Genomic DNA, 12,941 nt, shown 5'->3' on the forward strand with positions numbered 1-12,941 from the left:
TCTGGCTGGGGGTCGTCAGGAAGGACGGGGCGCGCCTGGGCCTACTTGCCGGGTGGGAGCCAGCGGCGGACGCAATCGATGAGGTCATTCGCGTCGACTGGTTTGGTCACGTAGTCACTCGCTCCCGAAGCCAGACTCTTCTCCCGGTCGCCCGGCATCGCCTTCGCGGTAACCGCGATGATCGGCAACTCCGCGTACGCAGGCATGCGGCGGATCTCCTCCGTCGCGGTGTAGCCGTCCATCTCGGGCATCATCACATCCATCAGGACGAGATCGACCCGGGGGTGACGGATGAGCGCCTCTATTCCCTTGCGGCCGTTCTCCGCGTGCACCACGCGGATTCCGTGCAGTTCCAGGATGCCGCTGAGCGCATACAGGTTGCGGGCGTCGTCGTCGACGACGAGGACGGTACGTTCCGCAAGCGACGCGTCGACGGGATGGGCCGCGAGTCGACCCGCGTCCTCGGCACGGACCAGCGGCAGCACACTTCCGGGCTGCTCCGCCGCCAGGTGGAGCGCGATGCGCTCGCGCAGCTCGTCCAGACTGGATAGCACTTCCAGGGGGCGGTGTTCGGACCGGCTCAACAGGGCTTGTTCCTGCTCCGGGTTGAGACGCCGGTTGTTGTGGGCGAGCACCGGTAGTGCGGTGAGGGCCGGGTCGCCGTCCATGTGTTCGAGGAACCGTAGCGCCGCGCCGTCGGGTAGTTCGAGGTCGAGGACGACGCAGTGGACGGGTTCCGCGGCGAGGGCCGTCGCCGCCTCCTGCGCACCGAGGGCGGTGATCACGGAGGTGTCCGGCTGGTGATCGGCCCGCTCGTGCCCGGCCGGGAGATTGGCGGCAGCGCTCTCGGCGACGAGGGAGAGCAGGCCGTGAGGACGCTCCTCGATCACCAGTAGACGGCGCTGCTGGCGCGGCATCGGAATCGGGGGCTGCTCATGGGTTGGTGGGCTGGCCGTGTCGGCACCGTCCGTCTGGGCCTCGAAGCCCGCCCGGGTGATGGGAAGGTACAGGGTGAAGACACTGCCCGTGCCGGGAGTGCTCCGCGCGGTCACCACCCCGCCAAGGACCTGGGCGATCTCCCGACTGATCGACAGGCCCAGCCCGGTGCCGCCGTACCGGCGGCTGGTGGTGCCGTCCGCCTGCTGGAACGCACCGAAGATCGCTTCGAGTTGCTGCTCGGCGATGCCGATACCGGTGTCCTTCACCCGGAAGGCGATGACCGGGCCGCTGCGGTCCATGGCCGTCGGCAGTTCGCTTGTTGCAGCGGGCTCGATCTGTAGCTCAACGCTCCCGTCCTCGGTGAACTTGACGGCGTTGGAGAGGAGATTGCGCAGTACCTGTCGCAGCCGGGAGTCATCAGTGACCAGTTCACCGGGCACTCCAGGAGCCGTGGTGACCGAGAAGCTAAGGCTCTTGTGCGTGGTCATCGGACGGAAGGTCGCTTCCACGTAGTCGAGCAGTTGTCGCAGCGGAATCCGTTCCGGATGGATGTCCATCTTCCCCGCCTCGACTTTGGAGAGGTCGAGGATGTCGTTGATCAGCTGGAGCAGGTCGGAGCCGGCCGAGTGGATGATCCCCGCGTACTCGACCTGCTTCGGGCTGAGGTTCCGGGTGGGGTTCTGCGCCAGTAGCTGGGCCAGGATCAGCAGGCTGTTGAGTGGTGTGCGCAGCTCATGGCTCATGTTGGCCAGGAACTCGGACTTGTACTTGGAGGCGAGGGACAGTTGCTGAGCCCTGGTCTCCAGTTCCTGGCGGGCTTGCTCGATCTCCAGGTTCTTGGTCTCGATGTCATGGTTCTGTGTGGCGAGCAGGGCGGCCTTCTCCTCCAGTTCGGCGTTGGAGCGCTGGAGTTCGTCCTGCTGGACCTGGAGTTCTTCGGAGCGTGCCTGGAGTTCGCCCGCGAGCCGCTGTGACTCGCCCAGGAGTTCGTCGGTACGGGCGTTGGCGACGATGGTGTTGACGTTGACGCCGATGGTCTCCATCAACTGGTCGAGGAAGTCGCGGTGGACGGGGGTGAACGAAGTGAACGAGGCGAGTTCGATGACGCCGAGGACCTGATCCTCGACCACGATCGGCAGGATGATGAGGCTGCCGGGAGTGGTGGCGCCCAGTCCGGACGAGATGACGTAGTCGCCCGGCACCTTGTCGGCGGCGATCGTACGGCGACTGCGGGCGGCCTGGCCGACCAGGGACTCGCCGAGACCGAAGCGTCGGCCGGTGACCGTGCCGACCGGCCCTCCGTACCAGCCGACGAGGGTGAGTTCCGTACCTTCAGCACCTTCGTCGGCAAGATAGAACGCCCCGTACTGAGCGGCGACCAGCGGGGTCAGCTCGTCCATCACGAGCTCCGCGACGAGGGACAGATCGCGGTGCCCCTGCATCAGCGAGGAGATCCGGGCCAGATTGGACTTGAGCCAGTCCTGCTCCTGGTTGGCTCTGGTGGTCTCCCGGAGCGAACCGACCATGGAGTTGATGTTGTCCTTGAGTTCGGCGACCTCGCCCGAGGCGTCCACGGTGATCGAGCGGGTCAGATCGCCCTCGGCCACGGCGCTCGCGACCTCGGCGATCGCGCGCACCTGTCGGGTGAGGTTGCCGGCCAGTTCATTGACGTTCTCCGTGAGGCGTTTCCAGGTGCCCGAGACGCCTTCCACCTCGGCCTGTCCGCCGAGTCGGCCCTCGCTACCCACCTCACGGGCCACACGCGTGACTTCGGCGGCAAACGACGACAACTGATCCACCATGGTGTTGATCGTGGTCTTGAGTTCCAGGATCTCGCCGCGTGCGTCGACGTCGATCTTCTTCGACAGGTCGCCGTTGGCGACAGCGGTGGTGACCTGGGCGATGTTGCGGACCTGCCCGGTCAGATTGTTCGCCATCGAGTTGACGTTGTCGGTGAGGTCCTTCCAGGTGCCGGCGACGTTCGGCACCCTGGCCTGGCCGCCGAGCCGGCCCTCGGTGCCGACCTCCCGGGCCACACGCGTCACCTCGTCCGCGAAGGCCGAGAGGGTGTCGACCATGGTGTTGATCACCCCGGCGAGCGCTGCCACCTCGCCCTTCGCTTCGACAGTGATCTTCTGGGAGAGGTCACCTCTCGCCACCGCGGTGGCGACCTGCGCGATGGAGCGCACCTGACCGGTCAGATTGGACGCCATCACGTTGACGTTGTCGGTCAGGTCCTTCCAGGTACCGGACACACCCCGTACGGTCGCCTGCCCGCCGAGGTTGCCCTCGGTGCCCACCTCGCGCGCCACACGCGTCACCTCGTCCGCAAACGCGGACAACTGATCGACCATCGTATTGATGGTCTCCTTCAGCTCCAGGATCTCACCCCGGGCATCCACCCGGATCTTCTGGGATAGATCACCCTGGGCCACCGCGGTGGTGACCTCGGCAATGGAGCGCACCTGCGCGGTGAGGTTGTCGCCCATGACGTTGACGGACTCGGTGAGGTCCTTCCACGTACCCGAGACGCCCTTGACGTCGGCCTGCCCGCCGAGCCGGCCCTCGGTGCCGACCTCACGGGCCACACGCGTCACCTCGTCCGCAAACGCGGACAACTGATCGACCATCGTGTTGATGGTGTTCTTCAATTCCAGGATCTCGCCCCGGGCGGTCACGGTGATCTTCTGCGATAGATCACCCTTGGCAACCGCCGTCGCAACCTGGGCGATCGAACGCACCTGAACTGTGAGGTTCCCGGCCATGGAGTTCACCGAGTCGGTCAGGTCGCGCCAGGTGCCGGAGACGCCCTTGACGTCGGCCTGCCCGCCCAACTGCCCTTCGGTGCCGACCTCCCGGGCCATACGAGTGACCTCGTCCGCGAAGGAGGACAGCTGATCGACCATCGTGTTGATGGTGTTCTTCAGCTCCAGGATCTCGCCGCGCGCATCCACAGTGATCTTCTGGGACAGATCACCTTTGGCAACCGCTGTGGTGACCTGGGCGACGTTTCGGACCTGGTCGGTGAGATTGCCGGCCATGAAGTTCACCGAGTCGGTCAGCTCGCGCCAGACGCCGCCCACCCCGGGGACTTCCGCCTGTCCGCCGAGCCGGCCCTCGCTACCCACCTCACGGGCCACACGCGTCACCTCGTCCGCAAACGCGGAGAGCTGGTCCACCATGGTGTTGACGGTGCTCTTCAGCTCCAGGATCTCGCCGCGCGCATCGACGTCGATCTTCTGGGAGAGATCGCCCCGGGCCACCGCTGTCGCAACCTGCGCGATATCCCGGACCTGGGTGGTGAGATTACCGGCCATGGCATTGACCGAATCGGTGAGGTCCGCCCAGGTGCCGGAGACACCAGGAACCTCCGCCTGGCCGCCGAGTGTGCCCTCGGTGCCCACCTCGCGCGCCACCCGGGTCACTTCGGAAGTGAACAGGGACAACTGGTCGACCATGCCGTTGAAGACAGTGGCGATCTCGCCGAGTAGCCCGTCAGCCTCACCGGGCAGGCGGGTACCGAAGTCCCCGTCACGCACGGCCGTCAGCCCGGCAAGCAACTGCCGCAGCTCTACCTCGCCCACGCCACCGGATCCGCCCGGACCCTGCGAACCGTGCTCCGAGTACTGGGCTCTCGCCTTGACCATGCCCCCACCTTCTAGAGCCCGGCCAAGAGCGCGACCGGGAGACGTCAGGACTGCCGACGCAACAATGGAGCGGACATGCTTGCCGCCCGCTCCCACCGCAAATCACTCAACACTCTGGCAGCAAATACGACAGAGGATACCCCTGAACTACCCACTGGTATGGCCCGACTTCCCGTCCGGCGTGCAGGGCTCCCGCACCGGGCAACCACCTGGCTTCAGCGACTCAGGGCGGAACCAGCGGTCGCTCCCCGTGGGGCGAGTGATGGTCGTTCTCCAAGCTGAAGATACAAGCGGTGATCTGTCTCTCAGGAGTCCCATCGGTATCAACCACCGCACAGCGGTACGGGCTCACCTGAATCAGAGAGATGGATAGGTCAACTGCAATGCCTCCTCCGCGCCCGTCCTCCGCGAGGCCCGACTCCTGCTGTGGACACCGGCTCCGGCGTCGCAGGCAGTCGCACCGAAGTCCCGGTCGCCCCGCACTCACACGGCGAGGGAAGTGACAGCAGAGATCATCCAGGATCTGCCGCACGACGACCGGGCAACTCCAGCACGCAACTACGCGGCCATGGGCACGCTGCCCGCGATGCTCGCCCTACGGTGTCAACTGCTCCTTGGCGAAACCAGCGATGGCCTTGTACCCGTCGCTGAGGCCCGCGATCTCGTCCTGGGTGAGGACATCGTCAATACGGCCGAACGGCTGGTCTCCCGTACGTTCGTGGACCTCTCGGAGAATCGCGTCCGGTGGATTCTCCCGATTGGTGAGCACCACCTGTGACGTCGCCGGCAGACGGGATTCCTCGTAGCGGCGCAGTGCGGTGACCGGGTCGGTCTGGGCAAGGTGATCGGCCAGCACCCCACCGTCGAGGATCGCCTGGGCGGCGCCATTGGAGCCGCGCGGGACCATCGGGTGTGCGGCATCGCCCAGGAGTGTGATCCTCCCTTCGGTCCAGTGGTCCAGCGGGTCCTGGTCCACCATGGGGTACTCCAGCACTTCGTCAGCGGCACGGATCATCGCCGGAACGTCGAGCCAGTCGAAGTGCCAGTCTTCGAACGGGCCGATGAAGTCCTCGATGAGCCCGGGAGTGTTCCAATCGCGCTTGCTGCGCATGGGCGCCTCGCACTCGGCGACCCAGTTGACGAGTTGGCGTCCCTGGTCGTCGATGGCTTCACGGACGGGGTAGATCACCATCTTCCCGGTCGAGAGCCAACCGGCCCTCACCATCGACGCGCCTGAGAGGAATTCCGGCCACACCGTGACGCCCCGCCACATCATGTAGCCGGTGTATTGGGGTTGTGCCGCTTCGGGGTGGAACTGTCGACGGATAGCCGAATGCACACCGTCCGCGGCGACGACCACGGCGGCGGAGAGGGAATCGGCCGATCCGTCGGCGTGCGCTATCCGCACGGTCGCGCGGTCCTCGTCCTGCGATGCCGACACGACCCGGTGGTCCAGGCGTACCGCGTCGTCGCCCAGGCGTTCACGTACTGCTTCCAGCAGCACCTGTTGCAGGTCACCGCGGTGGATCGAGAACTGCGGCCAGGCGTAGCCGGCGTGACGGCCGGCGGGTTCGCTGTAGATGTGCTGGCCGAACCGGTTGAAGAAAGCCGACTCGACCGTGGTCACCGCGACCGCCGCAAGTGCGTCCTCCAGACCCAGCCGGGACAGGTTGCGGGTGGCGTGCGGCAGCAGATTGATGCCGACGCCCAGCGGCTCCAGCTGCGGAGCGGCTTCCAGTACGACGCACTCGATCCCTCTGTGGTGCAGTTCCAGTGCCAGAGTCAGACCGCCGATACCGGCACCGACGATGATCACCTTTGGCTCAGCTGCCATGGCTTCCTCCCGCTGTCGTCAGCAGCACCTTCAGTGCCGCTCCGGTGTCCATCGCCTCGTAGCCCGCTGCCGCGTCGGTGAGCGCAAGCGTCCGGTCCATCAGTGGTGAGGGATCGAGACCGCCAGTGCGCACCTCGTCGATCAGACCGGGGAGGTAGCGGCGGGCGGGCGCCACCCCGCCGCACACCTGGATCTGACGTCCGAAGAGCCGCATCGGCGGGATCGGCTCCACGCCGTGCGGGACGCCTACGAATCCCACGCTCCCGCCAGGGGCCGCCACATCCAGCGCGGTGTCGAACGCGGACTGCATGCCAACGCACTCCACCACTCGGTCGGGCAGCCGGCCGCCGAATACCTCGCGTACCCGTGCGACGGACGACTCGTCGCGGGACACCCGCAGGGTCTCGACGTCGAAACCTTCGGCGATCGCCAGCCGGGCCGGCTGCTCGCCGAGCAGCACCACTCGCCCCGCGCCCATCCGGCGGGCCGCGGCGGCTGCCGAGATGCCGACGGCCCCGTCCCCGATGACGGCTACGGTGTCTCCGGGGCCGACGCCCGCAAGGACCGCGCCGTGGGTGCCGGTGGCGTACACGTCGCACAGCGGCATCAGACGTCGGGCCAGTTCCGTGTCGAGTTCATCCGCTGACCATGGCAAGGGCACCAGGGTCGCGTCCGCGAAGGGCACCCGGATGGCCTCCGCTTGTGCGCCGGCCCAGTCCTTGCCCCAGATACCGGAACGTTCGCACAGCGGCTGAAGCCCGTTCCGGCACTGCTCACAGTCGCCCTCGGAGAAGACGAACGGCGCGATCACCGCGTCTCCGGGCCGGACCGACGACACATCGGTGCCGATGTCAAGGACGCGTCCCATGAACTCGTGGCCGATACCGCCGGGGGCGTGGGGGACGATGCCGCGGAAGGTCCACAGGTCGGACCCGCAGATCGCGGTGTACAGGATTTCCACGGTCACGTCGGTGGGATCGACCACCCGTGGGTCGGGAACCTCCTCGACCGTGATGTCGAAGGGTTTGTTGAATCGTGTGGCCAACATGATCGGCCGCTCCTCTCAGGCCGCGTGCACGGTGGTGGGCAGCGCACTCAGCCCACGGATCAGCTGGTTGATGCGCCGCTGTGGCGTTCCCACCTCGAAGCGCGCCACCCGGTCGGCCAGCGCCTCCAGGATCGAGTGGCCCTCAAGCCGGGCCAGGCCCTGGCCGGCGCAGCCGTGCATGCCGTATCCGAATGCGACGTGCTCAGCGGCGTTGCGGCGGACGTCGAACCGCAGTGGGTCGGGCCACCGGCGTTCGTCGCGGTTGGCGGAGGCGTACAACATCATCACGCGCGAGCCCTCGGGCAGCACCATGCCCTCGACGTCCACGTCGCGGGTGGTGACGCGGCAGAAGAACTGCACGGGCGACTCAATGCGCAGGATCTCGTTGAACGCGCTCGGGATCAGGCTTCGGTCCTCGCGGACGGCGTCCCACTGGTCCGGGTACATCGCGAAGTACCAGACGGCGTTGCTGATCGCGTTGATCGTGGTGTCAAGACCGGCGGTGACGTAGGCAGACATCAGCGGCACGCACGACTCGGGGGCTATCTTCCCGGCCTCGGCGGCCTCGTAGATCGCCCGGCCCATGCTGCCCGGGGTCAATTGATCAGGTGTGGCCTGGGTGGCGAGATACGCCATCTGGTCCGCCAGCAGCGGGAGGGCCGCGTTGGTGCGCGGGCCCTCGGGACCGCTCGCGGAGAAGGCGGCATCAGCCCAGGTGAGGACCTTGTCGCGGCCCTCCTGGGGCAGCCCGATCAGATCGAGCACGATGGAGAGCGGGAAGCCCTGGGCGAGGTCGGTGACCGTGTCGAAACTGCGCTTCTCGACCAGGTCGGCGACGAGTTCGGCGGCCCGACGTCTGATGTCCTCGCCGAGCTTGCGGATCTCGCGCGGCGACAGGCGCTCCGCCAGTGCGCTGCGGAGCCGGTCGTGCTCGGGCGGGTCGGTGGCGATGATCAGGCCGCGCGTGGCCTCGTTCGACACGTCGTTGAGACCGATGCCGCTGGCCGATGAGTACGTCTCCCAGTCACCGAGGGCGGCCCGGACCTCGGCGTAGCGGCCCATCGCCCAGACGCTGTGCCGGGGCAGGTGGCAGAGGGGCCCGGCGTCTCGGATCTGCTGGTAGAGCGGCCAGGGGTCGAGCAACGCCTCGTCGGTGAAGAGGTCGATGTCCACGGTAGGGATGGGATGGGTAGGCATGGTGACTCCAAACGAGGGGAATTGCGGTCACGCGACCGGTACGGCCGCGGCGAGTCTGTGGAGTTTGGCGACCGGGACCCGGCGGTTCACGGTGCCCGCGGCGACGGGGCGGCCGTCGAGGGTCCACTGGACGAGGGCGTCGCCATCGTCGAGCGAGCCGTCGAGGACGGAGAGGGTGGTGCCGGGACGGATCTCGCCTGCGATCTTGATGTCCAGACCCCACTGCTCGGTCCAGAAGAACGGTCTGGGTCGGTAGACCGGCGCTTCGTCGCCGCGTACCAGTGCCGCCGCGGCGATGCGTGCCTGGTCGAGTGCGTTGGCCCAGTGCGGGGTCCGGCGCGGTCCGCCCGAATCGCCGGACCGGGCGGCGAGGTCACCGGCTGCGACGATGTCCGGGCGTACCCGGCAACGGCTGTCCACTTCGACTCCGGCCGGTGAGGCGAGTCCCGTGCCATCGAGCCATTCGACGTTCGGTTGGCAGCCGACCGCCGTGATCACGACATCGGCCTCGTGCACGGTGCCGGAGCCGGTGCGCACGCCCGTGATGTCCTTGCCGGTGCCCAGCAACTCGACGGCGCCGTCGGCGCGGGCGAGGACGACGCCCTTGGCGATGGCAGCGGCGGTCATACGGGCGGCGAGATCTCGGCCGAACTGGCGGACCAGATGCGGGTCCCGGTCGACGACGGTGACGTCGACGCCGAGCGAGCGCGCGGAGGAAGCGATCTCCATACCGAGGAAGCCACCGCCGATGATCACCGCAGAGCGTGCGGTGGCGAGACGGTCGCGCAGCGCCAGCGCGTCGTCAAGGTCACGTACGACGAGTTCCCCACCGGACGAGCCGAGTCGCCGGGCGCGGGCACCGGTCGCGAGGAAGAGCCCGTCGTAGGGCACCTCCTCACCGTCGGCGAGCAGCACGCGTCGGCGATCGGTGTCCAGGCCGGTCGCCCGCGCGTCGGTGCGCAGTGTGACGTCGGAGGGCAGTGCGGGCATGAACACCGACTCCGCTGGTTCCGTGCCCTTCAGTACGGTCTTGGACAGGGGTGGACGCACATACGGTGCGTAGGACTCCTTGCTCAGGATGGTGATCGGGCCGTCGTGTCCCTGCTGGCGCAGGGCGTCCGATGCCGTCGTCGCTGCCACCGAACCGCCGACGATGACGATCGCCCGCGTCCCGCTACGCATCGGCGAGGTTCAGCGCGGCAACCGGACAGACCCGTATGGCGGCCTCGGCGGCTTCGGTCTGGGCGGCCGGGACCTCTTCCAGGAGGATCTCCAGTTCGCCCTCGTCGTCGAGGCGCAGCAGGGTCGGCGCGGACTGCTCGCAGAACCCGTAGCCCTCGCACCGGGCGCGTTCCACTGAGATCTTCATTTCGACTTCCTTTCGTGCTCTGTGCAGATGCGGCTACGGCGCTGATTCAGATGGGGTAGGCGCCCGGAGTACTGCGGGCCGTGACCCACTGCCACTGGGTGAACTCGTCGAGGTTCCAGTGCCCGCCGTAGCGGCCACCGTTGCCGGAGTCCCCGGTGCCGCCCATCGGCACATGTGGCGCGTCGTTGATGGTCTGGCCGTTGATGTGCACCATGCCGGTGTGCAGGCGTGCGGCCAGGTCGAGGCCGCGGCCCATGGAGCCGGTGTGGATCGCCGCCGACAGCCCGTAGCGGGTGGCGTTGGCAAGCTCGACCGCCTCCTCGTCGCTGGAGAAGCGGGTGATCGGGAGCACCGGACCGAAGATCTCGTCGTTGAACGCGCGGGCCGAGGGGGTGACCCGGTCGAGCACGGTCGGGGTGTAGAAGGGGCCGTCCTGCTTGCCGCCGGCGCGCAGCACCGAGCCGGCTGCGATCGATGCGGTGACGATCTCGTGGACCCGATTCGCCTGCCGCTCGCTGATCAGTGGTCCCACCCTCACCCCGGGGTCGGTGGGGTCGCCGACGGCGAGCGATTGGACGTACGTGGTGAGCCGCTCGACGTACTCGTCGGCGAGCGACTCGTGGACAAGGTGCCGGCCGGTCGCCATGCAGATCTGGCCCTGGTGCAGGAGCGAGCCCCAAGCCGCGTTGTTGACGGCCAGCTCCAGGTCGGCGTCGTCGAGGACGATGTGCGCATTGTTGCCACCGAGTTCGAGGACGACGCGCTTGAGCATGCCGCCGGCGATCTCGCCGACCCGGCGTCCGGCCGCGGATGACCCGGTGAACGAGATCACCGCGGTGTGGGGTGACCTGACGACGGCCTCGCCGGTGTCGGCGCCTCCCGGCAGCACGTGGAGCAGACCGACGGGGAGTCCGGCCTCCTCGAAGATCCGGGCGAGCAGCACACCGCCACTGACCGATGCCTCCGGAGCGGGCTTGAGCAGCACCGCGTTGCCCAGTGCCAGCGCGGGTGCAACGGCGCGGATCGCGAGCATGAGCGGGGCGTTCCACGGCGAGATGACCCCGACGACGCCGACCGGGACCCGGCGGGCCATGGACAGCACGCCCGGGGTCTCGTGCGGAAGGAGGTCACCGTACGGCTGGTCGACCAGTGCGGCGGCGGCGTTGATCTCGCCTACGGCCTTGACGATCTCCTGGGTGGCCTTGGGACGTGTGCATCCGGTCTCACGGATCATGAAGTCGACGATGTCGTCGCGGTTCGCCTCCAGAGCCTCGACGGCGCGGTGCATCACCGCTGCCCGCTCTGTGAACGCGGTGGCGGCCCAGCGGGGTTGCGTGGCGGCAGCCGTAGCGCCCGCTGCTTCGACATCGGGGGCGGAGGCCGTGCCGATGGTCCCCAGCCGGGTGCCGGTCGCCGCCTCCAGGACGGCGGCCGGGGCGCCGGAGCCCTCACACCAACCGGCTGAGTACAGCCGACCGGTCCAGATCACAGGATCGAGGATGCTCACGTAGGTCTCCCTTGGGATGGGGCGTCGCACCGTCCTCGCCGGACGTCTTGGCCGAAAAGGTATGTGTGACGGCGGTGATAGAACTCGCTCGGGTGTACTAAGGTGCGCTCAAGATTTCCGACACCGTGTCGGAAGGGCGGTAGGCCAATGAACCTTGACGATGTGGTCCAAAACCTGGCAGAGCAGCTTGATCGTTCGCTCGTCCTCTATGACGCCGAGCTGAACCTGGTCGCATTCAGCGCCCACGACGACGATGTCGACGATGTGCGCCGCACGGTGATTTTGAGCCGCCGCGGCACCACACGGGCGCGGGCGATGATCCACCGGGCGGGCGCTCACCGCGCTCATGGTGCGGTGGTGATCCCGCCCGACGAGAAGACCGGCGCACCGGCCCGGGTGGTCTTCCCCGTCCGCCGCGGCGAACGCCTCGTCGGGTACATCGCCTACATTCCGCCCGACAGGGCGGGCGAGGAGGCGCCGTGGTTCCGTGACGCGCTCGACGTGGCAGCCGCCGATCTCAAGGAGTTGCTGTACGAGCGCGAGCTCGGCCGCAAGCATGATCTACAGCGTGTCCATGAGCAGTTGGCCCGTGTCCTGTCCGGTGATCCCGACACGCGTGCCGAGGCCGCCAAGGTGCTGAGCGACGCCCGGATGACCGGTGTGTCGAAGAGTTACACGGTCCTGGTGATCAGCGTGGGTGAACCGGGCGGGGAACCGTCCGTCGAGGACCGGATGGCCCTCGACGACTGCATGACAGAGCTACTGCGCAAGTCGCCTTCGAAGGTGGCGGGAACCGTCCTGGCCACGCATGCGGTGGCGATCACTCCACGCCGGGTCAACCAAGAGCGCATCACCGAACACCTCCGCGCGGGCGGGTTCGTACGCCTGCGTGCGGGCATCGGTGACCCGCGGGCAGAACTCGCGGACGCAGTCGAGTCCTACCGGGAAGCGTTGGTTGCAGCACGGGCCGCCTGGCTGGACGAGGCGACCTACGGGCCGGTCGCCAAGTGGTCGGACCTAGGTCTCGACCGACTTCTGGTCCAGCTTCCGCTCGCCTCCCTCACCCGCCGGGATCTGCCGCCACCGCTGCAGAAACTGCTGGCCGTCGAGGGTGGGCCCGATCTTGTCACCACACTGGAGTCCTACCTCGACAACGCCTGCGACGCACAGGCGACCGCGCGGGATCTCATGATCCACCGCAGCACGCTGTACTACCGGTTGGATCGCGTGCGGGAGATCGTCCAGGTCGACCTGGGATGCGGCAGCGTCCGCCGCGAGTTGCACACGGCACTGCGCGTCGCGACGTTGGCGGGCCTGCGGGGCGCCCGCTGACCGCCCCACCCACGATGGGTCTTGGCAGAGGAACCGCAACAGGGGTCCTGCCTGCATTCGCACCATCG

General features: G+C 67.7%; 8 protein-coding genes. 1 reads left to right on the forward strand and 7 read right to left on the reverse strand.

The window, feature by feature from the left end; genetic code table 11:
• Positions 1-41 precede the first annotated feature (41 nt).
• The 7 genes from OID54_RS04020 to OID54_RS04050 all read right to left on the reverse strand — a co-directional run bounded on the left by OID54_RS04020 (position 42) and on the right by OID54_RS04050 (position 11,541).
• Positions 42-4,586, reverse strand: a complete 4,545-nt coding sequence (locus OID54_RS04020; protein WP_329013960.1) for a HAMP domain-containing protein — start codon at positions 4,584-4,586, stop codon at positions 42-44.
• Between the two features lie 595 nt (positions 4,587-5,181).
• Positions 5,182-6,420, reverse strand: coding sequence for a flavin-dependent oxidoreductase (locus OID54_RS04025; protein WP_329013962.1), 1,239 nt, complete (start codon positions 6,418-6,420; stop codon positions 5,182-5,184).
• Positions 6,410-7,468: an alcohol dehydrogenase catalytic domain-containing protein gene (locus OID54_RS04030; RefSeq protein ID WP_329013965.1), complete on the reverse strand. Its 1,059-nt coding sequence runs from the start codon at positions 7,466-7,468 to the stop codon at positions 6,410-6,412. Before OID54_RS04030 ends, OID54_RS04025 begins: the two co-directional genes overlap by 11 nt.
• Positions 7,469-7,483: 15 nt before the next feature.
• The gene (locus tag OID54_RS04035; RefSeq protein WP_329013968.1) at positions 7,484-8,665 is read right to left on the reverse strand and encodes a cytochrome P450; all 1,182 of its coding nucleotides are present in this window, start codon (positions 8,663-8,665) and stop codon (positions 7,484-7,486) included.
• A 27-nt stretch (positions 8,666-8,692) separates the two neighbouring features.
• Positions 8,693-9,847, reverse strand: a complete 1,155-nt coding sequence (locus tag OID54_RS04040) for an NAD(P)/FAD-dependent oxidoreductase (protein WP_329013970.1) — start codon at positions 9,845-9,847, stop codon at positions 8,693-8,695.
• Positions 9,840-10,034 carry a ferredoxin gene (locus OID54_RS04045; protein ID WP_329013973.1) on the reverse strand — a complete coding sequence of 65 codons (195 nt, stop codon included), beginning with the start codon at positions 10,032-10,034 and terminating at the stop codon, positions 9,840-9,842. Before OID54_RS04045 ends, OID54_RS04040 begins: the two co-directional genes overlap by 8 nt.
• 46 nt (positions 10,035-10,080) lie before the next feature.
• Positions 10,081-11,541, reverse strand: coding sequence for an aldehyde dehydrogenase family protein (locus OID54_RS04050; RefSeq protein WP_329013977.1), 1,461 nt, complete (start codon positions 11,539-11,541; stop codon positions 10,081-10,083).
• A 147-nt stretch (positions 11,542-11,688) separates the two neighbouring features.
• Here OID54_RS04050 and OID54_RS04055 point away from each other — a divergent pair, with 147 nt between their 5' ends.
• Complete coding sequence (locus tag OID54_RS04055; protein ID WP_329013980.1) at positions 11,689-12,873, forward strand: PucR family transcriptional regulator; 1,185 nt, start codon at positions 11,689-11,691, stop codon at positions 12,871-12,873.
• Positions 12,874-12,941 lie beyond the last annotated feature (68 nt).

This window comes from Streptomyces sp. NBC_00690 (genome assembly GCF_036226685.1).
Lineage (GTDB): Bacteria > Actinomycetota > Actinomycetes > Streptomycetales > Streptomycetaceae > Streptomyces.

Excerpts from the sequence above, each read along its gene's own strand:
- OID54_RS04020 (WP_329013960.1), bottom strand. The coding sequence starts at position 4,586 with ATGGTCAAGGCGAGAGCCCAGTACTCGGAGCACGGTTCGCAGGGTCCG.
- OID54_RS04025 (WP_329013962.1), bottom strand. The coding sequence starts at position 6,420 with ATGGCAGCTGAGCCAAAGGTGATCATCGTCGGTGCCGGTATCGGCGGT.
- OID54_RS04030 (WP_329013965.1), bottom strand. The coding sequence starts at position 7,468 with ATGTTGGCCACACGATTCAACAAACCCTTCGACATCACGGTCGAGGAG.
- OID54_RS04035 (WP_329013968.1), bottom strand. The coding sequence starts at position 8,665 with ATGCCTACCCATCCCATCCCTACCGTGGACATCGACCTCTTCACCGAC.
- OID54_RS04040 (WP_329013970.1), bottom strand. The coding sequence starts at position 9,847 with ATGCGTAGCGGGACGCGGGCGATCGTCATCGTCGGCGGTTCGGTGGCA.
- OID54_RS04045 (WP_329013973.1), bottom strand. The coding sequence starts at position 10,034 with ATGAAGATCTCAGTGGAACGCGCCCGGTGCGAGGGCTACGGGTTCTGC.
- OID54_RS04055 (WP_329013980.1), top strand. The coding sequence starts at position 11,689 with ATGAACCTTGACGATGTGGTCCAAAACCTGGCAGAGCAGCTTGATCGT.